Annotated in this window: 23 protein-coding genes; 15 read left to right on the top strand and 8 right to left on the bottom strand. The window is 29.0% G+C overall.

Going from position 1 to position 24,778, the window contains the following annotated elements; translation table 11 throughout:
- The first annotated feature begins 25 nt into the window (after positions 1-25).
- On the top strand, positions 26-1,219 hold the full coding sequence (sucC, locus tag ACULEV_RS06910; protein ID WP_445457939.1) for an ADP-forming succinate--CoA ligase subunit beta: 1,194 nt from the start codon (positions 26-28) through the stop codon (positions 1,217-1,219).
- A 59-nt stretch (positions 1,220-1,278) separates the two neighbouring features.
- Here sucC and ACULEV_RS06915 read toward each other — a convergent pair whose 3' ends face one another.
- From ACULEV_RS06915 to ACULEV_RS06930, 4 genes are all read right to left on the bottom strand, one after another.
- Complete coding sequence (locus ACULEV_RS06915) at positions 1,279-1,608, bottom strand: hypothetical protein (RefSeq protein WP_445457940.1); 330 nt, start codon at positions 1,606-1,608, stop codon at positions 1,279-1,281.
- Positions 1,609-1,655: 47 nt separating this feature from the next.
- Positions 1,656-2,129, bottom strand: a complete 474-nt coding sequence (locus ACULEV_RS06920; RefSeq protein ID WP_445457941.1) for a hypothetical protein — start codon at positions 2,127-2,129, stop codon at positions 1,656-1,658.
- A 93-nt stretch (positions 2,130-2,222) separates the two neighbouring features.
- A complete protein-coding gene (locus ACULEV_RS06925) occupies positions 2,223-2,603 on the bottom strand; it encodes a RidA family protein (RefSeq protein WP_445457942.1) in 381 nt (126 codons plus the stop codon).
- 37 nt (positions 2,604-2,640) lie between these two features.
- Positions 2,641-5,400: a putative LPS assembly protein LptD gene (locus ACULEV_RS06930; protein ID WP_445457943.1), complete on the bottom strand. Its 2,760-nt coding sequence runs from the start codon at positions 5,398-5,400 to the stop codon at positions 2,641-2,643.
- Between the two features lie 49 nt (positions 5,401-5,449).
- On the opposite strand from ACULEV_RS06930, the gene ACULEV_RS06935 reads away from it, so the two are divergent.
- The 11 genes from ACULEV_RS06935 (at position 5,450) to ACULEV_RS06985 (ending at position 16,406) form a co-directional block, all read left to right on the top strand.
- Positions 5,450-6,595 (top strand): N-acetylmuramoyl-L-alanine amidase family protein, encoded by a 1,146-nt coding sequence (locus tag ACULEV_RS06935; RefSeq protein ID WP_445457944.1) that lies wholly within the window; start codon positions 5,450-5,452, stop codon positions 6,593-6,595.
- Positions 6,596-6,629: 34 nt separating this feature from the next.
- Positions 6,630-7,583, top strand: a complete 954-nt coding sequence (locus tag ACULEV_RS06940; RefSeq protein WP_445457945.1) for an MlaD family protein — start codon at positions 6,630-6,632, stop codon at positions 7,581-7,583.
- 19 nt (positions 7,584-7,602) lie between these two features.
- A complete protein-coding gene (locus tag ACULEV_RS06945) occupies positions 7,603-8,934 on the top strand; it encodes a 4Fe-4S dicluster domain-containing protein (protein WP_445457946.1) in 1,332 nt (443 codons plus the stop codon).
- A 15-nt stretch (positions 8,935-8,949) separates the two neighbouring features.
- Positions 8,950-9,396: an LNS2 domain-containing protein gene (locus tag ACULEV_RS06950; protein WP_445457947.1), complete on the top strand. Its 447-nt coding sequence runs from the start codon at positions 8,950-8,952 to the stop codon at positions 9,394-9,396.
- Between the two features lie 56 nt (positions 9,397-9,452).
- Positions 9,453-10,247, top strand: a complete 795-nt coding sequence (locus tag ACULEV_RS06955; RefSeq protein ID WP_445457948.1) for a (Fe-S)-binding protein — start codon at positions 9,453-9,455, stop codon at positions 10,245-10,247.
- 1 nt (position 10,248) lies between these two features.
- Positions 10,249-10,836, top strand: coding sequence for a hypothetical protein (locus ACULEV_RS06960; RefSeq protein ID WP_445457949.1), 588 nt, complete (start codon positions 10,249-10,251; stop codon positions 10,834-10,836).
- Positions 10,836-11,318: an ABC transporter ATPase gene (locus tag ACULEV_RS06965; protein ID WP_445457950.1), complete on the top strand. Its 483-nt coding sequence runs from the start codon at positions 10,836-10,838 to the stop codon at positions 11,316-11,318. Before ACULEV_RS06960 ends, ACULEV_RS06965 begins: the two co-directional genes overlap by 1 nt.
- Before the next feature lie 73 nt (positions 11,319-11,391).
- On the top strand, positions 11,392-14,274 hold the full coding sequence (locus ACULEV_RS06970) for a glycoside hydrolase family 3 N-terminal domain-containing protein (RefSeq protein ID WP_445457951.1): 2,883 nt from the start codon (positions 11,392-11,394) through the stop codon (positions 14,272-14,274).
- 1 nt (position 14,275) lies between these two features.
- Entirely contained in the window at positions 14,276-14,731 is a 456-nt protein-coding gene (locus ACULEV_RS06975) for a DUF1801 domain-containing protein (protein ID WP_445457952.1), read from the top strand.
- Positions 14,732-14,796: 65 nt separating this feature from the next.
- Complete coding sequence (bshA, locus tag ACULEV_RS06980) at positions 14,797-15,933, top strand: N-acetyl-alpha-D-glucosaminyl L-malate synthase BshA (RefSeq protein WP_445457953.1); 1,137 nt, start codon at positions 14,797-14,799, stop codon at positions 15,931-15,933.
- Positions 15,930-16,406, top strand: a complete 477-nt coding sequence (locus ACULEV_RS06985) for a protease complex subunit PrcB family protein (protein ID WP_445457954.1) — start codon at positions 15,930-15,932, stop codon at positions 16,404-16,406. Before bshA ends, ACULEV_RS06985 begins: the two co-directional genes overlap by 4 nt.
- Before the next feature lie 44 nt (positions 16,407-16,450).
- Here the strand turns inward: ACULEV_RS06985 and ACULEV_RS06990 are convergent, their stop codons facing one another.
- Both ACULEV_RS06990 and ACULEV_RS06995 read right to left on the bottom strand, forming a co-directional pair.
- Complete coding sequence (locus ACULEV_RS06990; RefSeq protein WP_445457955.1) at positions 16,451-16,948, bottom strand: hypothetical protein; 498 nt, start codon at positions 16,946-16,948, stop codon at positions 16,451-16,453.
- A 100-nt stretch (positions 16,949-17,048) separates the two neighbouring features.
- Entirely contained in the window at positions 17,049-17,861 is an 813-nt protein-coding gene (locus ACULEV_RS06995; RefSeq protein ID WP_445457956.1) for a hypothetical protein, read from the bottom strand.
- Between the two features lie 168 nt (positions 17,862-18,029).
- On the opposite strand from ACULEV_RS06995, the gene aroC reads away from it, so the two are divergent.
- The 3 genes from aroC (at position 18,030) to ACULEV_RS07010 (ending at position 22,063) form a co-directional block, all read left to right on the top strand.
- On the top strand, positions 18,030-19,088 hold the full coding sequence (gene aroC, locus ACULEV_RS07000; RefSeq protein ID WP_445457957.1) for a chorismate synthase: 1,059 nt from the start codon (positions 18,030-18,032) through the stop codon (positions 19,086-19,088).
- A gap of 191 nt (positions 19,089-19,279) precedes the next feature.
- Positions 19,280-20,908 carry a choice-of-anchor J domain-containing protein gene (locus tag ACULEV_RS07005; RefSeq protein WP_445457958.1) on the top strand — a complete coding sequence of 543 codons (1,629 nt, stop codon included), beginning with the start codon at positions 19,280-19,282 and terminating at the stop codon, positions 20,906-20,908.
- A 195-nt stretch (positions 20,909-21,103) separates the two neighbouring features.
- Complete coding sequence (locus ACULEV_RS07010; RefSeq protein WP_445457959.1) at positions 21,104-22,063, top strand: T9SS type A sorting domain-containing protein; 960 nt, start codon at positions 21,104-21,106, stop codon at positions 22,061-22,063.
- Positions 22,064-22,121: 58 nt separating this feature from the next.
- Here ACULEV_RS07010 and ACULEV_RS07015 read toward each other — a convergent pair whose 3' ends face one another.
- Positions 22,122-22,535, bottom strand: coding sequence for a thiol-disulfide oxidoreductase DCC family protein (locus tag ACULEV_RS07015; RefSeq protein WP_445458528.1), 414 nt, complete (start codon positions 22,533-22,535; stop codon positions 22,122-22,124).
- Between the two features lie 28 nt (positions 22,536-22,563).
- Positions 22,564-24,732 carry an endonuclease MutS2 gene (locus ACULEV_RS07020; RefSeq protein ID WP_445457960.1) on the bottom strand — a complete coding sequence of 723 codons (2,169 nt, stop codon included), beginning with the start codon at positions 24,730-24,732 and terminating at the stop codon, positions 22,564-22,566.
- Between the last annotated feature and the right edge of the window lie 46 nt (positions 24,733-24,778).

Below are 24,778 nucleotides of genomic sequence, written 5' to 3' on the forward strand. Positions count from 1 at the left end.
TTAAAAAGAAATAACCTATTATATTATGAATTTACACGAATATCAAGGTAAAGAAATATTAGCTAGCTATGGAGTGCGTATTCAACGTGGTCATGTTGCCAATAACGCTGAAGAAGCTGTAGCTAAAGCAAAACAATTAACTGCTGAAACTGGAACGGGTTGGCATGTTATTAAAGCTCAAATTCACGCTGGTGGTCGTGGAAAAGGAGGAGGAGTTAAACTAGCTAAAAATTTAGATCAAGTAGCAGAAATTGCAGGTCAAATTATTGGTATGGATTTAATTACACCTCAAACACCTCCAACAGGTAAAAGAGTTCATAAAGTTTTAGTTGCTGAGGATGTATACTATCCAGGTGAAAGTGAAACTTCTGAGTTTTATATGTCTGTATTATTAAATAGAGGTAAAGGTAGAAATATGATTATGTATTCTACAGAAGGTGGAATGGATATTGAAGAAGTTGCAGAACACACACCTCATTTAATTTTTACCGAAGAAATTGATCCAGCTGTTGGTTTACAAGGATTTCAAGCAAGAAGAATTGCTTTTAATTTAGGTTTATCAGGGAATGCTTTTAAAGAAATGGTGAAATTCGTAGATTCATTATATAAAGCTTATATTGGTTCAGACGCTTCAATGTTTGAAATTAATCCAGTATTAAAAACATCAGACGATAAAATTATTGCTGTTGATGCAAAAGTTGATTTAGATGATAACGCATTATTTCGTCATAAAGATTTAGCTGATTTGCGTGATGTTCGTGAGGAAAATCCAATTGAAGTTGAAGCTAAAGAAGTAGGATTAAATTATGTTGATCTTGATGGAACTGTAGGATGTATGGTTAACGGAGCTGGTTTAGCAATGGCAACTATGGATTTAATTAAATATGCAGGTTTTGAACCAGCTAATTTCTTAGATGTAGGTGGAACTGCGGATGCAAAACGTGTTGAAACAGCTTTCCGTATTATTTTAAAAGATCCAAACGTAAAAGCTATTTTAATTAATATTTTTGGTGGAATTGTTCGTTGTGATAGAGTAGCACAAGGTGTTGTAGATGCCTATAAAAATATGGGTGATGCAATTAAAGTGCCAATTATTGTTCGTTTACAAGGAACAAATGCAGAAATTGCAAAAGAATTAATCGATAATTCTGGTATGCCAATTTTATCTGCTGTTCAATTCCAAGAAGCAGCTGACCAAGTGAAAGCAGCTTTGTCTTAATAATAAAAAACAGTTATATATTTTTAAGAGTCCCAAGTGAAAACTTGGGATTTTTATTTTTAAATAACATCTAAATTGAATTCTAATATATAATGAATTTTGTTGACTAGGAAAGAAATAACAGCAAGTACAATTAATTGGATAATTACTAATTTCCATGATTCCTTTATCTTATTTTTTATTCCAAAATGATTAATAATAAAAAATAGTCCTACAGAAATCAATCCTAAAATTATTCCAAATGAAATGATAATATAATCATAGATCCAATTTACGAAAGGAGAATTAGGTTTCCTCATTCCTAATTCTAAATATTTATAAAGCATACAAAGTGAAATACTTATAATAGTATATGTAAAATAGAATAAAATTGTTTTTAATGTTTTCATATATTATTACAAAAATTACAAAAAATCATTCATTAGATTTTTATAGTTTATTTAATTGAAGTAAAAAGCATTATCCAATTTGTTTCCCACTTTTCATTTATTTTGTCATAATAGGCTTGTTCCCATTGAGCAGTATTTATATCTTTTTTTTTCCAAGTAAATTTTAAATCAACTTCTTTGCCTTCATAAATCTCTTTTCCAAGGAATTCACCAATGCCATTTTCAAATTTTCCAATTACTTGTTCTTTTAACATTGCTTCTGGATTAGCAGTATCAGCCCAATAAATTTTCCATTCATTTTTTTTAGGATTTAACATTCGAATACTTAATCCAATGAATTCATCTCCAAAATGTGTTGATTTCATTTCGTCCATGACTATTAAGCCGTTTAATATTTTTTTAGTTTCCATTTCAGCAGTAAACTCAATCCATTCGTTACAACCTTTTAAACGTTCTTTTAATCTTTTATTAAGTACTGACCATTTTCCAACAAGGAAATCAAAATTGGTAATTGCTATCATATATTCTTTCTTTTATTAAAAAAATAAGTTATTAAAATATAAGAATCTCATAGTAATATGAGATTCTTATATGATAAAAATAGTCTTATATCTTTATTTAATTGCAATCATTGAAATTTCTACGTTTACATTTTTGGGCAAGCAAGCCACCTGAACAGTTTCTCTTGCTGGTGCATTTTTCTCATCAAAATAACTTCCGTAAACCGAATTAATCTTAGCAAAATCATTCATATCACTAATAAAAATACTCGATTTTATAACATCTTCAAAAGTCATTCCAGCAGCTTCAAGAACAGCTTTCATGTTTTCCATTACTTGTTTAGTTTCTGTTTCAATATTTGTTAAAACTAATTCATTATTTGCTGGATTAATAGCAATTTGTCCTGAAGTATATAAGGTATTACCAACTAAAATAGCCTGATTGTATGGTCCAATTGGTGCTGGAGCTTTATCAGTAAAAATTATTTTTTTCATGTCTTATTTTTTTATATCTAACTTTTATCAATTTTAATTACCTAAAAACACGATCAGGTAATTGATTTTTCTCCCATTTAATATCGCTTAAGATAGATGAGCTAATTCCTATGAAAAAGCCCCAATAAGTATTATCTCCAAATGGAACCCAGTTAAAACTCATTCTCCAACTTTCTAAATCTCTTTCAAAACGTAACTGTGTAAATGTTACACCTTTTTGTTTGAAATCATAACCTGAAGAAACACCTACTTTCCATCGAGGTGCCATTTCTATATTACCAGAAACCATTAAAGAATGTGAAGCTATCTCATTTTGACGATTACTATTATTGTATGTTACTGAATATGCTAGTCTTAAATCCCATGGTAATTTGGTATTATACCATTCGTCATTTTTCTTTTCTTCTTTGTCTTTATCATCGTCATTAAAAAGACTTTGCCTATTATCATTTAGATTGGTACCTGTACCAAATAAATCATCTTGACGACCTCCATTTTGTTCAGTTTGACTAGATGAATCATCTTTTTTATCTCCATCTGAACTAGAAAATCCATAATTTATAGTCATATTGGCACTTGTCATTCTAAATAAACTCCCACCATTATCAATATTGTATTTTTCAATTCTTCTTCCAGAATTATCAATAGCATAAGGATCTAAAGTAGTTCCAAAATTAAGATTCATTTTTTGTTTAAATAATTGTGTTCCACCACTAACACGCATAGGAGACCACGCTAATGAATCTGCAGCTAAATTATAACTAGCAGAGAAGTTTAAATTATTTAAAAGCATTACTTTTTTAGGCTCTCCTTTGGTACTTTCATCATCTCTTACTTTGGCTTCAAAAGTGTTACTTAAAGAAAACCCTAGATTATTTGAATAACTTCTTCCTGGAGCACCAAAAAGACCTCCTTCGAAACGTGTATATTCTTGATAAGTGTTTCCTGTTGCATCAATTGCATAAGTGTCATAATATTGCTCAAAACTAGGTGTGTAACCATAAGAAACACTAGGACGCATTACATGTCTTAAAGCTTGAAATTTCTTATCTTCACCAAAATCAAAAGTTCCATATACAGTTGTTCCAATACTTGCATTAAAATTATAGGTTCTAAAAGCATCAAAACCTTTAACATCTTCAGTCAAAACCTTATTTTCAACTGTACTAAATGATTTCTCAATAGTATTCAAGGCCCAAACTTCATTGTAACTTGCTCCTGTGGTAACACTAAAATATTTAAAAATTTTAAAGTTGGTACTAATAGGAATTGAATGTTGGAATCCTGTTTTAGCATCTCTGAACATTTGAGGTTTGAAAAATAAAGAATCAGCTGTTGCAATTCTATTTTCTCCTCTTAGATTATATTGAAAGTTAATATTTTTAATAAAACCTTTTTTAGCTCCATCTTTAGGCGCAAATGGAAAAATACGATCAACACTAGCTTGTAATGTTGGTAAAGTCATATTGATAATTTCGGTGTTTGTATTTTGATTATGAGTAGCAGATAAAGAAAAGTTAACTTGTGGAACCGTTTGAAAGGTTTTGGAATAAGAAACAGAAGAACTTAAATTGTTGTTTAATCCAGAACCTATATTTGCTAAATTTACTGATTGCCTAAAATATTGACTACTTCCTAAGTTTACGGAAGCTGAAAAACGTGAATTAGCAGCAGCTTTTGCATCTTGACTATGTGACCATTGAATATTATATTGTCTAGATTTTACATAATCAGGTAATCCTTTTTCACTTTGAATATTGTTTTCAAATCTGAAATTCATTCTACCATTAAACTTATATCTTTTAGCATAATTACTTTCAAATCGTAATCCATAACTACCATTGGTATAATAATCTCCTAAAACAGCAAGATCATAATAATCACTTAAAGCAAAGTAATACCCTCCATTTTGTAAAAAATACCCTTGCTGATTGGATTGTCCTGGTGTTGGAACAATAAAGCCTGAAGTGCTTTCATCAGTCATTGGGAAATAGGCAAAAGGTAACCCAATTGGCGTTGGAACATCAACAATAACTAAATTGGTTAAGCCTGCTACCACTTTTTTACCTGGTACAAATTTTACTTTTCGCACTAAGAAATAGTACTCTGGATCATCAATATTTTTTGAAGTGGTAATTCTAGCATTTTTAAGGAAATATACAGAGTCATTTTCTCTTTTAGAAACTTCTGCTTTTATGTTCATTTCTCCTTGCTTTGTTCTAGAATTCCAAACTAATGCTTTTTTTGTTTTGAAATTAAAACGAATGGAATCGGGTTCAATAATATTGCTTCCTTGTTTAAAAACAGGATATTGAGTGTAATTTCCTAAACTATCTTTTATTCGTCCAGCATAAACTTCGTTTTTCTCATAATTTAAAACAATAATTCCTGCTTTTAATTCAATATCTGTGTAATATAATTCAGCTTCGTTGTAGAGAGTAAGTTCTTTTGTCTTTTGATTGGCTTTTTCATAATCTTTTGCCTTTCTTGTAACAATACCTTCAAGAACAGATTTCTTCTTTATGGTGTCGTCTTTTTTCAAATTAACTTCTATTGTTTCAGTTGAAGTAATTTCGTCTGCTTTTGTAGAATCAATTTTTATTGAAGCTTCATTTTCATTGGTAGAAAGAACCTTTTTTTCTTTTTTAAAAGATTTTTTAGGTTTTATTTCTTGAGAATATAGGGCATTATTTCCAATTGTTAGAAAAATTGCTAAAAAAACGATATGAAATAACTTTGTATACAACGCTAATAATAGTATTTTTGTAAAAATTTGGCTTACTTTTTGAAGTGTCAAACTTACATATATTTTTTTGTAAAAATAAGCTTTTAATAAAATTATAACTATGCTGAATAAAACCTGCTATATACCTCAAATAAAAAACGATCTTAAAGTGTTAATAATCATTGTTTTGTTTTTTAACACCTTGCTTTCATTTTCTCAATCTAAACCAAAATTTAAAGTTGTTTTAGATGCAGGTCATGGAGGAAAAGATTATGGAAATGTTCATCATGGTTTTGTAGAAAAGAAGATAGCGCTTGCTGTTACCTTAAAAGTAGGAGAGTATTTGAGTAAGGATAGTGACTTTGATTTTTTCTATTCTCGAAGAACTGATGTTTTTGTGGAATTAAAAGATAGAGCAATTAGAGCGAATAAAGAAGATGCTAATTTATTCGTTTCAATACATTGTAATGCAGCTAAAAATTATTCTGCATTTGGTACAGAAACTTTTGTTATGGGTTTAAGTAGAAGTGCTACGAATTTAGATGTAGCAAAAAATGAAAATTCCGTTATTTTATTAGAAGATGACTATAAAGAAAATTATAAAGGTTTTGATCCTAATAGACCTGAATCTTTAATAGGTTTAAAAATTTTACAAGAAGAATATTTAAATCAAAGTATAGAATTAGCTGCATTTGTTGAAGAAAACTTTAAAAATGGATTAAGTAAGAAGAGTAGAGGAGTTAAGCAAGCCCCATTATGGGTTTTAGATGCTTCTTATATGCCTGGCGTACTTATTGAAATTGGTTTTTTATCTAATAAAGTAGAAGGGGAATATTTAAATACTGAAAAAGGTCAAAATGAAATGGCTAAAGCAATTGCAGATGCTATTTTGTCTTATAAAAAGCAATATTTTAAATCAAGTAGCTTAACTTCAAAAGTGGAACCTATTAAAACAGAAGAAGTTGCTACAGTAACAGAAAGTGCTGTAGAAGCAATAATTGATAATTCAAAAAAAGGAATTCAATTTAAAGTACAATTATCAGCTAGTGGTTCAAAAATTACGACATCTGCTTCAAATTTTAAAGGATTAAATGGAGTACATGTTGAGCAATCTGGCAAAATTTACAAGTATCTTTTTGGTTCTGAGGACACTTATGAAAATGCACAAAATAAATTAACTGAAGCTAAAAGTAAAGGTTTTGAATCGGCTTTTATTGTTGCTTATAAAGATGGAGTAAAAATTAACTTATCTGATGCTATTAAATAAAATAAAGTTTTATTTTTGTTAAAAATAATTTATTTTGAAACTGACCAAAGAAATTAAAACCGCCATTTTAGTTATTTCCTCAATCTTACTCTTTATTTGGGGGTATAGTTTTTTAAAAGGTAGAAATCTATTCGATTCTAGTAAAAAATTATATGTTATTTATGATTCAGTTGAAGGTTTAGAGCCATCATCTCTCGTAAAACTTAAAGGAGTTAATGTTGGAAGAGTTAATTCGTATCATTTTTTAGAAAATAAAAAAGTACAAGTAGAGTTAGCAATTACTTCTGATTACCCAATTTCTAAATCTAGTATAGCTGAACTTTCAGGTTCTTCACCTCTTGGAGGAAAAGAGATTATTATTATTCCTAATGATGAAGACAATAGTATTATTGAATCTGGTGAGTTTCTTCAATCAAGATCAAAATTAGGTCTTACTGATGCTTTAGCTGAACAAATGGTTCCGTTAAAAGATAAGATAGATAAGTTATTAGATAATGCTACTATTTTGTTTGCTAATTTTAATGAGATTTTGGATCAAAAAACAAAATCAAATCTTAAGAATAGTATTTCAGAATTAAATAGATCTATGGCAGAATTTACAGGTATTTCTAAAAATTTAAATTCGTTATTAACTGAAAATAAATCCAAGTTGAATAATTCTTTTGCTAACTTAGATAAAACAACATCAAATTTTGCTGTAATGTCAGATTCGTTGGCTAAAGCCAATTTAGGTCAAACGGTTAAAAATTTAGAGAAGACTTTAGCTAGCGTAGATAAAATTATGTCAGGTATTGAAAGTGGCAAAGGTACAATGGGTAAATTAATGAATGATGAAGCTATGTATACCAATTTCACTAAAGCTTCTAAAGAACTTGAATTATTATTACAAGATTTAAGATTACACCCTACACGTTATGTAAATGTTTCTCTTTTTGGGAAAAAAGAAAAGCCTTATATAGCTCCTGAAACAAATCAAAATAAAGAATAAATTATAAAGACGAACCCTTATGAATATTTTACCTAATATATTATTTGCAATAGTATTAATTATCGGAATTGGATATTTTGCTAGAAATGTACAAAAATTACTCCGTAATATTAAATTGGGTCAAGATGTAAATCGAAAAGATAATCCTTCAGCTAGATGGAAAAATATGGCTATGATAGCTTTGGGACAATCAAAAATGGTAAAAAGACCTATTGCTGGTTTTCTTCATATTATTGTTTATGTAGGGTTTATAATTATTAATATTGAAGTTTTAGAAATAATAATAGATGGGTTGTTTGGTACTCATAGGGTATTTTCCTTTTTAGGTGGTTTTTACAACTTTTTAATTGGCTCTTTTGAAGTTTTAGCCTTATTGGTTTTAATTGCTGTTATTGTTTTTTGGATTAGAAGAAATATTACAAAATTACAACGCTTTTGGAAACCAGAAATGCAAGGATTTCCAAAAAATGATGCTAATTATATTCTTTATTTTGAGATGGTTTTAATGTCATTGTTTCTAATAATGAATGCTGCTGATTTTCACTTACAGTATGTTCCAGGAGGTTTTTCTCATTATAATCAAGCTGGAAGTTTCCCCATTTCACAATTTATTGCTCCTATTTTTGATGGAATGGATAGCAGTGTAGTTTTTATGATTGAAAGAACCGCTTGGTGGTTACATATTTGTGGAATTTTAGTCTTTCTAAATTATTTATATTTTTCAAAACACTTACATATTCTATTGGCTTTTCCAAATACTTATTTTGCAAATTTAAATCCTCAGGGACAATTTGATAATTTAGAAAGTGTAACCAATGAAGTTAAATTAATGATGGATCCATCTGCCGATCCTTTTGCTGCTCCTGCAAACCCTGATGCAGTTCCATCTAAATTCGGTGCTTCTGATGTGCAAGATTTAGATTGGGTTCAATTGTTAAATGCTTATACATGTACAGAATGTGGTAGATGTACTTCTTCGTGTCCTGCAAATCAAACGGGTAAAAAATTATCTCCAAGAAAGATTATGATGGATACAAGAGATAGATTAGAAGAGGTTGGTAAGAATATTGATGCTAACAAAGGTGTTTTTGTAGAAGATGGAAAGGCATTATTAAATGATTATATTACTCCAGAAGAACTTTGGGCTTGTACTTCATGTAATGCATGTGTAGAAGAATGTCCAGTAAACATTAATCCATTATCAATCATTATGGATATGAGACGTTATTTAGTTATGGAACAAAGTGCAGCACCAATGGAACTAAATAATATGATGACTAATATTGAAAATAACGGTGCTCCATGGCAATATAATCAAATGGATAGATTAAATTGGAAAAACGAAAACTAGTAAAAAGATTACAGCATGAACAGAGAAGAAATTGACGGAAAATTACAAGCACTTACAGTTAATGGTGAGCATTTAAGTCCAATTTTACCAGAAGGAATTAAAAATTATTTAATTGATATCGATGGTACAATTTGTGATGATATTCCAAATGAAGAACCAGAAAGAATGGCTACAGCAGAAGTATATCCAGATGCTTTAGTAACATTGAATAAATGGTATGATGAAGGACATGTTATTTTCTTTTTTACTTCTAGAACAGAAGCTCATAGAGAAGTTACCGAAGAATGGTTAAAAAAACATGGATTTAAATACCATGGTATGCTAATGGGAAAACCAAGAGGAGGAAATTACCATTGGATTGATAATCACTTAGTTAAAGCAACTCGATATAGAGGAAAATTTACTGATTTAGTAGAAAAAGAAGTTACCATTCAAGTTTTTGATGATGAACATCACGAATAAATAATTGAAAATCAGATTAGTGATTTTATTACATAATCTAAAAATCATATTTTAATATGTCAGATAATAATATAGTAGTGCCAACAATGGCTGAAATGATGGCTGAGGGAAAACAACCTGAAGTTTTATTTTGGGTTGGTTGTGCGGGTAGTTTTGATGATAGAGCAAAAAAAATAACAAAAGCTTTTGTGAAAATTTTAAACAGAGCTACTATTTCTTTTGCCGTTTTAGGAACAGAAGAAAGTTGTACGGGTGATCCTGCTAAACGTTCTGGAAATGAATTTTTATTTCAAATGCAAGCTATGACTAACATTGAAGTTATGAATGCTTATGAAATAAAAAAAATTGTAACTGCATGTCCACATTGTTTCAATACTCTTAAAAATGAATATCCAGAATTAGGAGGTAAATATGAAGTTGTACATCATACACAATTTTTGAAATCATTATTAGATGATGGTCGTTTAACAATTGAAGGAGGTCAATTCAAAGGAAAAAGAATTACGTTCCATGATCCTTGTTATTTAGGTAGAGCAAATCAAGTATATGAAGCTCCTAGAGATTTGATTCAAAAATTAGATGCAGAATTAGTTGAAATGAAGCGTTCCAGAGCAAACGGACTTTGTTGTGGTGCTGGTGGAGCTCAAATGTTTAAAGAACCTGAAAAAGGCACTAAAGATATTAATGTAGAACGAACAGAGGATGCTTTAGACACAACTCCTGAAATTATTGCTGCTGGTTGCCCATTTTGCAATACAATGTTGACTGATGGAATTAAATTTAAAGAAAAAGAAAATTCTGTAAAAGTTATGGATATAGCAGAATTAATTGCTAACGCTCAAGATTTATAATATGAAAAAATATATTTTGTTTTTATTTTTTATTTCAGCTACTACTTTTTCTCAAGATGTTAAAGATAAAATAGCAAAGGAAACTTGTGAATGTACTACAAAGTTAGATTTAGATGAAATGGATAGTTCAGATTTAGAATTGAATTTTGGACTATGTATGCTTGAATCATATAATAAGCATATAAATGAATTTGCTGAAAATGAAAAATTAGATTTTGAGAATAATGCTCAAATGGAAAAATTTGGTGAAGAAATTGCTTTAAAAATGCTTAGTTTTTGTCCTGATATGATTTTAAAATTAGGAGAAGGCTATAAAAACGATGAGACGGTTTCTAATGATTTAACAATCGAAGGTATTTTCAATGGAACTAAAGCAGAAACATTTTTTAATGTAATTATTAAAGAACCAACTGGTAAAACAACTAAATTAATTTTACTTGATTACTTTGAAAATGCATATTTAATTACTGACAAGTTATTAAAAAATAATCAAGAGGTAAAAGTAACTTATTATGAAGCTAAACTATTTGATAGTAAATCAAATAGTTTTGTTGCTACAAAAATAATAACAAATATTATACAAAAATAATGTACGTACCATTTGACACATTACCTTCTCATTCAAGAATTTGGATTTACCAATCTAATAGAAAATTAACTGATAGTGAAGTAGCTGAAATTGAGATAGCAACCAAAAGTTTTGTTGAAAATTGGTCAGCTCATGGACAAAGTTTAGAAGCTTCTTTTAAAATAGAATATAATCGTTTTATTATTATAGCTGTTAATCAAGATGTTCAATCGGCTACAGGGTGTTCAATTGATGCATCTGTTCAGTTTATTCAAAATTTAGAGCAAAAATATGAAGTAGATTTACTGGATAAAATGAATGTTACCTTTAAATTGGGTGAACATATTGCTCATAAAACATTAATTGAGTTTAAAAAAATGGCTAAAGAAAAAGCTGTTTCAGCAAATACAATTGTTTTTAATAATCTTGTGAATACAATTGAAGAATGGCAAGATTTTTGGATGGTTCCAGCTAGCGATAGTTGGCACAATAGATTTTTTTAAAATATTTTTTTACTATATTTGAAAACATCATTAGACCAATTTTAATGATGTTTTTTTTATTAATATTATTCCAATGCGATATATACTTTTTTTTCTATTTATTTCACCGATTATTTATGCTCAAAAACAATCAAATTTATCTCAAAAAAAATGGGTTGACAGCGTGTATAATCAATTGAGTTTTGAAGAAAAAGTTGGTCAATTATTTATGGTAGCCGCATATTCAAATAAAAATGAATCTCATTATTCAAATGTAGACGAGTTAGTAGAAAAATATAATGTAGGAGGTTTAATTTTCTTTCAAGGTGGTCCAGTAAGACAAGCACAATTAACAAATCGTTATCAATCAAAGTCAAAAATTCCTTTATTTATAGGAATAGATGCAGAATGGGGATTGAGTATGCGATTAGATTCTACTTATAGATATCCTTGGAATATGACTTTAGGAGCTATTCAAGATTATACTTTAATTGAGAAGATGGGTAAACAAATGGGAGAACAATCAAAACGGTTGGGGATTCATTTCAATTTTGCACCAGTTGTAGATATCAATACAAATCCTAATAATCCTATTATTGGAAATCGTTCCTTTGGGGAAGATAAAATTAATGTAACTAATGCAGCTATAGCATTAATGGATGGTTTACAAAGTGAAGGTGTTTTTGCTACAGCCAAACATTTTCCAGGTCATGGTGACACAGAATCAGATTCTCATCATACCTTACCAGTAGTTAAATTTTCTAAAAAAAGATTAGATTCTATCGAATTATATCCTTACAGAGAGTTGATAAAGAGTGATTTAGCAAGTATTATGGTGGCTCATTTAGATGTACCAAGTATAGAATCTCGAAAAGGTTACCCAACTTCCATTTCTTATAATGTAGTAACTAATATTTTAAAAGACGAATTAAAATTTAAAGGTCTGATTTTTACAGATGCTCTAAACATGAAAGGAGCTAGTAATTTCAAGCAACCAGGTGATATAGATTTAGAAGCTTTTTTAGCGGGAAATGACATATTATTATTTGCAGAAAATGTTCCAATTGCTATTCAAAAATTTGATGAAGCTTTTAAATCTGGTAAAATTACAGAAGAACGTTTGGCTTATTCAGTAAAAAAAATATTGAAATACAAATATATTGCTGGTTTAAATAATTATAAACCAATTGAAATTATTAATTTATACGAAGATTTAAATCAATCTAAGTACGATGCAATGAATTATTCGTTGTATGAAAGTGCTCTTACAACTCTTAAAAACAATCATAATGTTCTTCCAATTCAAAATTTAGAAAATGAAAGAATTGCCTATGTAAAAATAGGAGACGATGATTCAACATTTTTTTTAAATGAGTTGAAAAAATATGCCAAAATTGATGAAATCAATATAAATAAATTAGATGATGCTTTAGAAGAATTAAAAAAATATACTACTGTTATTATAGGTTATCATAAACAAGATGGTGCTTGGAAGAATCATGATTTAGATGTAAGTGAATTAAATATTTTAAGTAAAATAGCCAAGGATAACAAAGTAATAGTAACGTTCTTTACAAAACCTTATTCTTTATTAAAAATAAATAATTTTGATAATTTTGATGGTTTCATTTTAGCTTATCAGAATAATAATTTTTCAAATACAGTTGCTGCCGAAGCAATTTTTGGTGCCGTTGGAACAAAAGGGAAATTACCTGTTTCCATAAATAAAGATTTTTATATCAACGATGGTTTAAATACTAAAGCATTAAATATTTTAGGTTTTGGAGCTCCAGAAAATGTAGGGTTAAATTCAAAAATATTAGCTAAAATAGATTCAATTGCAAATTTTGCAATAACTAATAAAATGACACCAGGTGCACAAATAATAGTTGCGAGAAGGGGAAAAGTAGTTTATGATAAATCTTTTGGGTATCATACTTATGAAAACGATATGCCTGTAAAGAATACCGACTTATATGATGTTGCTTCTTTAACAAAAATCTTGTCTACTTTGCCCAACTTAATGGTTGAATATGATAAAGGTAAAATTAACTTAAAAACAAAATTAAGTGTAATGCTGCCTGTTTTTAAAGGTACTAACAAAGAAAATGCAACTTTATTGGATATGTTAACTCATCAAGCTCGTTTTCAAGCATGGATTCCTTTTTATAAAGAAACCTTAGATTCATTGGGTAAACCAAATAAAAAATATTATAGAAAGAAATACTCAGAAGATTTTCCAATTAAAGTTTCTGAAGATTTATATTTGGCAAAAGGTTATAATGATACGATTATAAAAAGAATTGCAGAAAGTGATTTATTACCTAAAGTAAAATACAAATACAGCGATTTTTCTTTTATTTTAATGAAAGAGTATTTAGAAAAATCTACGGGAGAAAAATTAGACCAATTAGCTTCTACAAATTTTTATTCAAAAATGGGTTTAACTACAATGACATATAATCCTTTGAATAAATTTAATAAAGATCAAATAATACCAACAGAAATAGATAATTATTATAGATACCAAACCATTCAAGGTTATGTTCATGATATGGGAGCTGCTATGCAAGGTGGTGTTAGTGGTCATGCGGGTTTGTTTTCCAATGCTTTAGATGTTGCAAAGATGATGCAGATGTATCTTCAAAAAGGAAAGTATGATAATAATCAATTTTTTTCAGAGAAAACATTTAATGCTTTTAATACTTGTTATTATTGTAAAGATAAAAATAGAAGAGGTTTAGGATTTGATAAGCCTCAATTAGGAGAAGCTGGACCAACATGTGGTTGTGTCTCAATGACAAGTTTTGGACATACTGGTTTTACTGGAACAATGGCTTGGTCTGACCCAGAAAGTGAAATAGTTTATATATTTTTATCTAATAGAACTTATCCAGAGGCAAAAACAAATTTCCTATCTAAAGAAAGCATAAGAGAAAATATTCAAAAAGTAATTTACGAATCTATAACTGATTAATATGACATCTCAAGCAACAACTCCAGAAGAATATTTGAATGAAGTTCCTGAAGAAAGAAAACAACCATTATTAAAATTAAGAGCAGTTATTTTAAAAAACCTTCCAAAAGGATTTAAAGAAGGAATGGGTTATGGAATGATAGGTTATGTTGTCCCTCATGATATTTATCCGTCTGGGTATCATTGTGATTCAAAATTGCCATTGCCTTTTATGGGTTTTGCTTCTCAAAAAAACAGTATCAATTTTTATCATATGGGAATTTATGCAGATAAAGAACTGTATAATTGGTTTATTACTGAATACACTAAATTGTTTCCAAAAAAACTTGATATAGGCAAAAGTTGTATGCGATTTAAAAAAGAAGAAGATATTCCTTACGATTTAATTGGTGAATTGGTTACAAAAATAACAGTTGAACAATGGATTTCCACTTATGAAAATACATTTAAAAAATAATTTAACGAATATTTAAAAATTGGAGTAATAAAATTATGGTACTTTTATGTTCTTAAATAGAATTAATGAAAATAGCTATAGTTTGTTATCCTACCTTTGGAGGTAGTGGTGTTGTTGCAACAGAATTGGGTCTTGAATTAGCAAGAAAAGGGCATGAAGTACATTTTATAACTTACAGTCAACCAGTTCGTTTAGCCCTTTTAAGTCAGAATATTTTTTACCACGAAGTTCATGTACCAGAATATCCTTTATTTCATTACCAGCCTTATGAATTAGCTTTGTCAAGTAAGTTAGTCGATATGGTAAAATTGTATGGTATAGAAGTTCTTCATGTACATTATGCAATTCCTCATGCTTATGCAGGTTATATGGCTAAAAAAATGCTAGAAGAAGAAGGAATACAAATTCCAATGGTAACTACATTACATGGTACAGATATTACCCTTGTAGGGAATCATCCTTTTTATAAACCAGCTGTTAGTTTTAGTATTAATAAATCTGACGTTGTAACAAGTGTTTCAAAAAGCTTAAAAGAAGATACTTATAGGTTATTTGATATAAAAAAAGATATTAAAGTTATTCCTAACTTTATTGAAATAAATAAAGAAAGACTAGACGTTAATGATCCTTGTCATCGTTCACTTATGGCAACCAAAGATGAAAAAGTGGTTACGCATATTTCTAATTTCAGAAAAGTGAAACGAATAGATGATGTTGTTAAAATATTTTATGAAATACAAAAAGAAATTCCTGCAAAATTAATGATGGTTGGAGATGGACCAGAAAAAGAAAAAGCAGAAACTTTATGTCAGGAATTAGGAATTCAAAGTAAAGTTATTTTCTTCGGTAATAGTAATGAAATTGATAAAATTTTATGTTTTACAGATTTATTTTTGCTTCCTTCTGAAACTGAAAGTTTTGGGTTAGCAGCTTTAGAAGCTATGGCTTGTGGTGTTCCTGTAATTTCGAGTAATTCAGGTGGTTTACCAGAAGTAAATGTCAATGGAGTTACAGGTTATCTTAGCAATGTTGGTGATATTGAAGATATGAGTAAAAATGCAATTTCAATTTTGAAAGATGATAAGATTTTAAATCAATTTAAGCTGAATGCTTTAAAAGAAGCTTCTGAATTTGATATAAAAAATATACTCCCTCTTTACGAAACAGTGTATGAAGAGGTAATAAAATCCTATGCAAAATGAAAATAATATATATTAGTGTTCTATTCTTTTTGACTATTTCATGTTGTTCAACAAAGCAAAATGAATCTTCAATTAAAAAAAATGAAATAACTGAAAATCAATTGAAAGAACGCACACAATTTCAAATTATTTATTCATCTTCATATGGAGGATATGATGAATTTACTCATTTAATTGTAGAAAATAGCACAGATTTAAATAGAGAAATAGATAAACTTAATATCTTAAATGAAGAAATTTCTAACATAAATGAAGTTGATTTTAAAACAAATGCAATATTATTTTTGCATCTAGGTCAAAAAAACACAGGAGGATATAAAATTGAAATAGAAAAAATTGAAAAGTTAAATGATGAACTTGTCATTTATTCTAATACTGTTACTCCTTCTAAAGGTGAAAATGTAACAATGGCATTAACAAATCCATATTGTGTTGCAATTATTCCAAAAGCAAAAAAATATAGTATTAAATAAAAAAAGGGAACTTATTAAGTTCCCTTTTTTAGATTTTAATTTTATTAAAATCTATATCTTATACCAAGAGCGATATCTGGACCAAAACCATCTCTATAATCTGCATAATCACCTCCAAAATATATTTCTGGTCTAAAATCTAATGATAATTGTAATGGGAAATCAAATAAATATTCAATACCAATATCACCAGCAGCTAATATATAAGAACCATTAGCGTCGTTACCATAATATTTTTCATCAACACTCCAAGATCCTACACCAGCTCCTACACCAGCATACCAATTGAAGCCGTTATCAATGTTCCATACCCATTGGTATAAACCTACAAGTTTAATGGCATCAATATGATTACTATTTCTCCAACCTAAATCAAACTCTAAACGGTTATTGTCTGATAAACCTCTTTGATAAGAAATTTCTCCACCAAAGCCATCATTATCACCTAATCTTAGTCCTAATGCATTTTTAGATATGTCTTGTGCTTGGGTGTTAAATGCTAAACCAATTAGCATAAAAGCTGTCAAAAATAATTTTTTCATTTTTATAAATTTATTTTAATTGTTGAATACAAATTTAGAACTTAAAACGAAATATTATTTATAAAATTATAAAAAGAAGTTATAAAATTACAATATAATATTAATTCACTAGATAAACATCTAGAAATTCATTTTGAGTTATGGTGTTAGTAGAAGGAATTCCTAGTTGGTCTACTATTTCTGATGGTAAAGATGAATTAAGAGTGTAACTCGTTACAGTATTTGTATGAACAACACCAATATTTTCTGCAACAAATTGTTCTGAAACTAAAACATCTTGTTGTGGTAATACTTGTATAGTAATAGGAAATCCAGAAATTACTTGTGTAGTAGAAATTGATGCACTTAGAATAATTTTTCCAGATTTTACATTAGAATATTCATCCCCGTTTGGTGAAGTATAATTTGCAAAATGCTGGCCTCCAACAGATTTTAAGGTGTAATTTATCAATAAAGGATAACCATTAATTACTTCTTGGATAGTTCCAGTTCTGGTAGAAGGATTTTCACCTTGCGGAGCATCAGCATCAAAAACTATAAAATCGTCTAGCGTTAAATCTAAATTTATTGGAGAATTTTGTCCAGTATTTAAAGACAGATCTCCTGAAAGAAATAATTTATTTCCGCTAACTCTAACTCCATTATTTCGTAATGAACTAGAAAAAAAACCAAAAGCAATATTATCTTTAACTTTCATTTTCTTGTAAGTCTTAGAATTAATTATGGTATCATTTCCTACATATAATGAATCTCTAAAAGAGTTCATAGAATTATCATTTACATCATAGGTCCAATAATTGTCTGTCTTAAAAGGAATAGAAAATGGTTCAGCTTGCACTTCCTCTGTTGAAGAATCATTAGAACATGAAATTAAAAAAAGAGTAACCAAAAAAAGTGTTGCAATTTTTTTCATATAGTTTAATTAACCAAATTTTAACAAATATAGTATAATTTAAGGAATTAATGTTTAAGTGACTATATAATTAAAATTAGTTTTTTTAAAATTGATTTAAAAGTTAAGTAATAGTTTACAAAAACTAGTAAATAATATATAAATTTGTAATTATTCAAAACATACATTATGGCAGGAAATTCATTTGGAAAAAATTTTTCACTAATGACTTTTGGTGAATCACATGGAGAAGCTTTAGGAGGAATTATTGATGGTTGTCCTGCAGGAATAACATTAGATTTTGATGCTATCAGAAATGAAATGCAAAGGAGAAAACCTGGACAATCTTCTATAGTTACCCAAAGAAAAGAAGAAGATGAAGTACAATTTTTGTCTGGTATTTTTGAAGGTAAAACAACAGGAACACCCATAGGTTTTATTATACCTAATACAAATCAAAAATCTCACGATTATTCTGACATTAAGGATACTTATAGACCAAGTCATGCTGATTATGTATATGATAAAAAGTATGGGATAAGAGATTATAGAGGAGGAGGTAGAAGTTCTGCAAGAGAAACAGCCAGTAGAGTTGTGGCTGGAGCAATTGCAAAACAAGTGATTCCTAATATAAAAATTCACGCTTATGTTTCATCAGTAGGAGAAATTACAATCAACAAGCTTTACTCTGAATTAGATTTTTCAAAAATCGAAAACAATGCTGTAAGATGTCCAGATATGGATATGGCTTTAAAAATGGAAAATTATATTAAAGAAATAAAAAAACAAGGAGATACAGTTGGTGGAGTTATAACATGTGTTGTTCAAAATGTACCTATTGGTTTAGGAGAACCAGTTTTTGATAAATTACATGCCGAATTAGGAAAAGCTATGCTTTCTATAAATGCCGTTAAAGGTTTTGAATTTGGTAGCGGATTTGAAGGTGCAAAAATGAAAGGAAGTGAACATAATGATTTGTTTAATGAAGATGGTACTACAAAAACGAATCTTTCTGGTGGAATTCAAGGAGGAATAAGCAATGGGATGGATATATACTTTAAAGTAGCCTTTAAGCCCGTAGCCACTTTGATACAAAAACAAGATGTCTTAACTAAAGAGGGTAAAATTATAAATTTACAAGGCAAAGGTAGACACGACCCTTGTGTAGTTCCAAGAGCTGTTCCTATTGTTGAAGCAATGACTGCTTTAGTAATTGCAGATTATTATTTATTGCACACAAAAAGTTAAACTCCATTTAATAAAAACACTTTTTTTGAATAGTTAGTATGTTTTTAACGTTTTTTGTATATAAAATGCGATAAAATATTTTTTTTAGACACTTTCCTGAGTTTTTAATAAATCGCCTACAACTCTTTTTTATGAGGATTTTGTAATGTTTTTTCGTATATATTTACTTGAAAATTAATAATTTATAAATTATGAAAAAAACATTACTTTTATTACTTATGTTGGTTAGTTTTTTTAGCCAATCTCAAGAGACCCAGTATTTTCAAGCTCTTGTTAACAATGGTTCTACTTCTGGAAATTCTAGAGCACCTCAAGGTTCCCAAAGATATGCAAGGACAGTTTATCTCATAACAGCTGCGGAAGTTTTAGCTTCAGGTTTAGTAAATGGAGATATTATAAATTCAATTGGTTTTAATTATTCTTTGGCACAAAATATTGCAACTACAGGAAACTTTATTGTTTATATGCAAAATACTACGGATGCTACAAATTTGAAATCGACAACATGGGCAACAGCAATTACAGGAATGACAACAGTTAGTAATGCAACTTTTACTATTCCTGCTACTGCAGGCGAAGTATATCATCAATATTCTGGTGGGTCACCATTTACATACACAGGAGGAGCTCTCTATGTGGCTTTTGAGTATCAAAATGCATCAGGAACTTTAGCAACAACACCTAATTTAGCTTGGTGTAGTACTACTTTGGCAAATGGTTTGAAAAGTGCTCAAAGTACAACTGCTATTCCCACTACAATGACCAATTCAAATTGGAGACCACAAACATTCTTAGGTAAAGATGTTGTTTGTGCTTCTCCAAATGGAGTTACTACATCTTTAATTACCGACAATAGTGCATCTATTTCATGGACAGGATTGGGATCTGATTTTTCAATACAATATGGAGTTCAAGGTTTTACATTAGGTACTGGTACAATAGTTAATTCTGTTTCCAGTCCTTATAATTTGACAATGTTAAATTCTGCAACAAATTATAGTTATTACATTAAAAAAACATGTATTTCTCCTAACGAGAGTATTTGGGCTGGACCTTATAATTTCACAACATCTGCTTTTTCTGCTGTTACACCTCCATACAATTATGGGTTTGAAACAAATGATGATTGGAGTTTATTAAATGCGGGTACTGGAAATAATTGGTCAATTTATGCTCAGGGTGCTCCCATTCCTACCGCTGCTGAAGGGACATCTTATGCAGGTTATAATTACAACTCTACTAATGCAGCAAATGCATGGCTGTTTTCAAGACGCTTAAATTTAACTGCAGGTACAAATTATTCTATAAAATTTAAATATAGAATAGCTGACGGTACTGTTTATCCAGAAAATTTTAAAGTAACTATGGGAACAGATAAAACAGTTGTTGCACAAACTAATACGTTGCAAACATACAATAGTGTAACACTTCAAGTATGGACGCAGGCCGATTTAAGTTTTACTCCTGTAACTTCTGGAGATTATTATTTAGGATTTAATTGTTTTTCCTTGGCAGATCAATACAGATTAGCGATAGATGATGTAGAAATAACTACTGTTCTAAGTACTTCTACTTTTGATACTAAATCTTTTAAAGTCTATCCAAATCCTGTGAATAATATAGTATCAATTTCTAGTGGTAATGAAGTTACTTTTGATACTATTTTAATAACAGATGTTAATGGTAGAACCGTAAAAACGTTTACTTATAATACTGTTACCGAAGCAAATCTGAATGTTTCTGATTTAAATTCTGGTATTTATTTCTTGAAGATTAAAACTTCTGAAGGAATTTTGGATAAAAAAATTATAAAACAATAAGACAGTAGACAATTTATTTTTTCAATAATTAAAAGCACCAATGACTACTTGGTGCTTTTTTTATTAATTATACCTTAGATTTTAATATTTTATTTTAAAAATTAGTTAAAATTTGACACTACAATTAGTGTTAATTTTTTTTTTTTGTAATTTGTGCTAGTTTTTACAATATTTAATAAAATTAATTAAACAGTCATGAAAAAAAAATTACTTTATTTACTTACATTTTCTTCTTCCTTAATTTTTTCTCAAGTAACTATTTATGAAGATAGTTTTGAAACGTACCCAGATTTTGTTATTTCTGGTATTACTGATGGAACTAATACATGGGAAGTTCTCGATTTAGATTTATTAAATACTTATACAGGTGGAGCTGATCCTGTTACGTGGGCTAATGCTGGAGCACCAATGGCATTTCAAATATTTAATCCTTCAACGGCAGGAGTAGCTAATGCAGTTGATGGTGTAAATGGAGCAACTGAAAATGCTAATTTTGATCCTAGAACAGGACTAAAATATGCAGCTGCATGGGCTGGAGTTCCTTCATCAAATGGGCAAATAGCAACAGCAAATGAAGATTGGCTTATAAGTCCCGTAATAAATTTATCAGGTGCAGGAGGAAGTGCATTAAGTGTTTGGGTGAAATCTTTATCTGATACCTATGGTCTAGAGAGATATAGAATTGGAGTTTATGTAGGTACAGGTGTTCCGACTCAGTCAGCAGATTTTACAATTATTTCAGGGGGATCTTTTCTAACTGCTCCCTATTTAAATTGGTCTGAATATACAACTTCATTATCTGCTTATGATGGGCAAAGTATTAGGATTGGTATTAAATGTGAAACTTCAGATGCATATATGTTAATGGTTGATGATTTTAAAATTACAGCTGCAACATTGAAATCTGATTCATTTTTAGCATCTAAGTTTAATATTTATCCTAATCCAGTAAATGATATTATTTCTATAAATAGTGATAATGTGGCTTTTGAAAATATTTCTTTAACAGATATTAACGGAAGAGTAATCAAAGAAACTACTACAAATTCAGTTATGAATTATGATTTTAATATTTCTGATTTAAATTCGGGGATTTATTTTCTAAAGATTAAAACTTCAGAAGGAATTTTAGATAAGAAGATTATTAAAAATTAATTTTTATAAAATTTTAATATAGTAAACGCTCAATTTTTTATGATTGAGCGTTTTTTTTTTATAAAAACTTGGCTTTTAATTCTGGTGTGGGGATCATACACGATTCCTTTTTTCCATACCATTTGTAACGATTTTTTGCGATATAGTCATAAATTAGATTTTTTAAATTATTTGGAATAAAACTTAAATAACTTAAAAGAGAATAAATTCCTGATAACTCTTTTGCAATTAATAATGCTGCTTCTGCTTTATAATAATAAGCTCTTCCAGGAAGGTACAAGATAATAGAATCAGTTTTTGAAGTATCAATACCAATATACTTTATGATTTTTTGGCCTATTTCAGATTGTATGGCTACATATCTAAACGTATCTTTTTTATCTCGCTTTATTATGAACTGAATTGATGATTCACATAAATTGCAAATTCCATCAAAAAGAATTATTTTTTTATCTTTTGGTAAATTTTCAATTTCCATCTTTTGCGTTAAATTTCTAAATTTATACTGGTTGTATGTACTCCAATTGGTCAATACTAACTTTAGAAGTAAAAATACCATAATTTACCGTAGCTTTATTTTTTTCTATTTTGTCAATAGTTCCAATGGCTTTTCCATCATTCATTCTCACTCTATCACCAACTTTTAAAATTACTTTAGGTCTTTCATGTTCTATTTTTTGTGCTTTTATCTTCTTTTCTTTTTTTTCAATTCTAATTTCTTCTACTTTTTCTTTTACTTCTTCGATGATTTGTTTTTCAATTTTTTCTTTAGCTATTTTTTCTTTTTTGGTAACTTTTTTTCGCTTTGAATTTTCAATTTCAACCATTTTTAAAAAATCACCAATTAAAGTTTTCTTATCTTTATTATTAAAATATTTTTCAGAAATATCATCCAGTCTTTGCCCTAAATATATAAGCCGTTGGTTTGCATCATACAATTCTTGATATCTTTCCAATTTATCTTGAATTTTGGCATTAATGCTCTCCATTTTTTTGCTTTCATCTCTAGCTTTAGATTCTTCTTCTTTTAAAGTTTGAGAGGTTTTCTCTAATTTAGAACGTTCTTTTTGTAATGTAGCAATTGTTTTATCAAAGCGCACTTTACTTCTTTCAATTTTCTTTTTGGCACGATTAATTAGACCAAAAGGAATTCCGTTTTTTTGAGCTACTTCAAAAGTAAATGAACTTCCTGCTTGTCCAAGGTGTAATTTGTATAATGGTTCTAATGTTTTTTCGTCAAATAGCATATTAGCATTAATTGCACAAGGTAATTCGTTTGCCAATATTTTCAAATTGGTGTAATGAGTTGTAATAATTCCAAAGGCTTCTCTAGCATAAAATTCTTCTAGAAAAATTTCTGCTAATGCACCACCTAATTCTGGATCAGAACCTGTTCCAAATTCGTCAATTAAGAATAAAGTTTTTGAATTGCATTTCTTTAAAAAGTAATTCATGTTCTTTAATCGGTAACTATATGTACTTAAATGATTTTCAATGGATTGATTGTCACCAATGTCGGTTAGAATTCTATCAAATAAAAAAGTTTCACTACGCTCATGGACAGGAATTAAGATTCCAGACTGAAGCATTAATTGTAATAAGCCTATTGTCTTTAGCGAAATGGTTTTTCCACCTGCGTTAGGTCCAGAAATCACGATAATCCTACTCTCATTATCTAATTCAATGGTTTGTGGATGAACTACTTCGTTTCTTGCTTTATTATTTAAATATAAAATAGGATGGAAGGCATCTCTAAAATACAAATGCTTTTCTTCTGTAATTGTGGGTAAAATACCATTAATTGCATTGGCATATTTGGCTTTTGCCGAAATTAGATCGATATCGGCTAAAAAATTTTGGTACTCAGCCAATAAGTTTTTATAGGGACGAATGACATTAGTTAATTGTTTTAAAATACGAATAATTTCTTCTCTTTCATCTTGTTCTAATTCACCTAGTTCTCTTGAATAACGCAAAGTAGCTTCGGGTTCAATATAGACAATACTTCCTGTTTTTGAACTTCCTAAAACGGAACCTTTTACTTTTTTTCGATGCATAGCTAAAACAGCTAAAACTCTACGATTTTCAACAACCGATTCTCGAATATCATCTAAATATCCTGAGGAATTGTATTGTGAAAGTGCTGTTCCAAAACTCTGATTAATTTTGCCACGGACTAATTGCATATTCCTGCGAATATTAACTAAATCAGGTGAAGCACTATCTTTTATTTCTCCATATTTATCAAAAACGGTTTCAATTGATTTATTGATGTCTTTAGTACTTTCTATAGTTATGGCTTTTAGATTTAATTTTGGATAATAATCATGAAACTTTTTTAGAAAATGTAAAAGGGTATTTGCTGTTTCTGCAACATGTGCAATTTTCTTAAAACTATTGGTATCTAAAAAACTATCTTCTATACCTAAAAATTGTAACTCTTTTGTAATTGATTCAAAACCATGATTTGGTATTGCATTATTATTGGAGTAAGAAGCTACATATTCTGAGGTTTGATGAAGCTCTAACAATAGTTGTTCTTTATTAGTAAATGGAACAATTTGTTGTGCTTTTTGTTGGCCAATTTCGGTATTACACTTATTGGATATGGTTTCTAAAATAGTATGAAATTCTAAATCTTGTAAGGTCTTTTTCGTAACTGAAATCATTCTTCTCTCTTGCTTTTACTTGCAAATTTACATTCTATTGTAGTAT

This window comes from Flavobacterium sp. HNIBRBA15423, from assembly GCF_052655965.1.

Coding starts and splice junctions, on each gene's coding strand:
- ACULEV_RS06945 (WP_445457946.1), top strand. CDS start 7,603: ATGAATATTTTACCTAATATATTATTTGCAATAGTATTAATTATCGGA.
- ACULEV_RS07010 (WP_445457959.1), top strand. CDS start 21,104: ATGAAAAAAAAATTACTTTATTTACTTACATTTTCTTCTTCCTTAATT.
- ACULEV_RS06970 (WP_445457951.1), top strand. CDS start 11,392: ATGCGATATATACTTTTTTTTCTATTTATTTCACCGATTATTTATGCT.
- ACULEV_RS06950 (WP_445457947.1), top strand. CDS start 8,950: ATGAACAGAGAAGAAATTGACGGAAAATTACAAGCACTTACAGTTAAT.
- sucC (WP_445457939.1), top strand. CDS start 26: ATGAATTTACACGAATATCAAGGTAAAGAAATATTAGCTAGCTATGGA.
- ACULEV_RS06935 (WP_445457944.1), top strand. CDS start 5,450: ATGCTGAATAAAACCTGCTATATACCTCAAATAAAAAACGATCTTAAA.
- ACULEV_RS06955 (WP_445457948.1), top strand. CDS start 9,453: ATGTCAGATAATAATATAGTAGTGCCAACAATGGCTGAAATGATGGCT.
- ACULEV_RS06975 (WP_445457952.1), top strand. CDS start 14,276: ATGACATCTCAAGCAACAACTCCAGAAGAATATTTGAATGAAGTTCCT.
- ACULEV_RS07005 (WP_445457958.1), top strand. CDS start 19,280: ATGAAAAAAACATTACTTTTATTACTTATGTTGGTTAGTTTTTTTAGC.
- ACULEV_RS06925 (WP_445457942.1), bottom strand. CDS start 2,603: ATGAAAAAAATAATTTTTACTGATAAAGCTCCAGCACCAATTGGACCA.
- aroC (WP_445457957.1), top strand. CDS start 18,030: ATGGCAGGAAATTCATTTGGAAAAAATTTTTCACTAATGACTTTTGGT.
- ACULEV_RS07020 (WP_445457960.1), bottom strand. CDS start 24,732: ATGATTTCAGTTACGAAAAAGACCTTACAAGATTTAGAATTTCATACT.
- ACULEV_RS06965 (WP_445457950.1), top strand. CDS start 10,836: ATGTACGTACCATTTGACACATTACCTTCTCATTCAAGAATTTGGATT.
- ACULEV_RS06995 (WP_445457956.1), bottom strand. CDS start 17,861: ATGAAAAAAATTGCAACACTTTTTTTGGTTACTCTTTTTTTAATTTCA.
- ACULEV_RS06985 (WP_445457954.1), top strand. CDS start 15,930: ATGAAAATAATATATATTAGTGTTCTATTCTTTTTGACTATTTCATGT.
- ACULEV_RS06920 (WP_445457941.1), bottom strand. CDS start 2,129: ATGATAGCAATTACCAATTTTGATTTCCTTGTTGGAAAATGGTCAGTA.
- ACULEV_RS06960 (WP_445457949.1), top strand. CDS start 10,249: ATGAAAAAATATATTTTGTTTTTATTTTTTATTTCAGCTACTACTTTT.
- ACULEV_RS06915 (WP_445457940.1), bottom strand. CDS start 1,608: ATGAAAACATTAAAAACAATTTTATTCTATTTTACATATACTATTATA.
- bshA (WP_445457953.1), top strand. CDS start 14,797: ATGAAAATAGCTATAGTTTGTTATCCTACCTTTGGAGGTAGTGGTGTT.
- ACULEV_RS06990 (WP_445457955.1), bottom strand. CDS start 16,948: ATGAAAAAATTATTTTTGACAGCTTTTATGCTAATTGGTTTAGCATTT.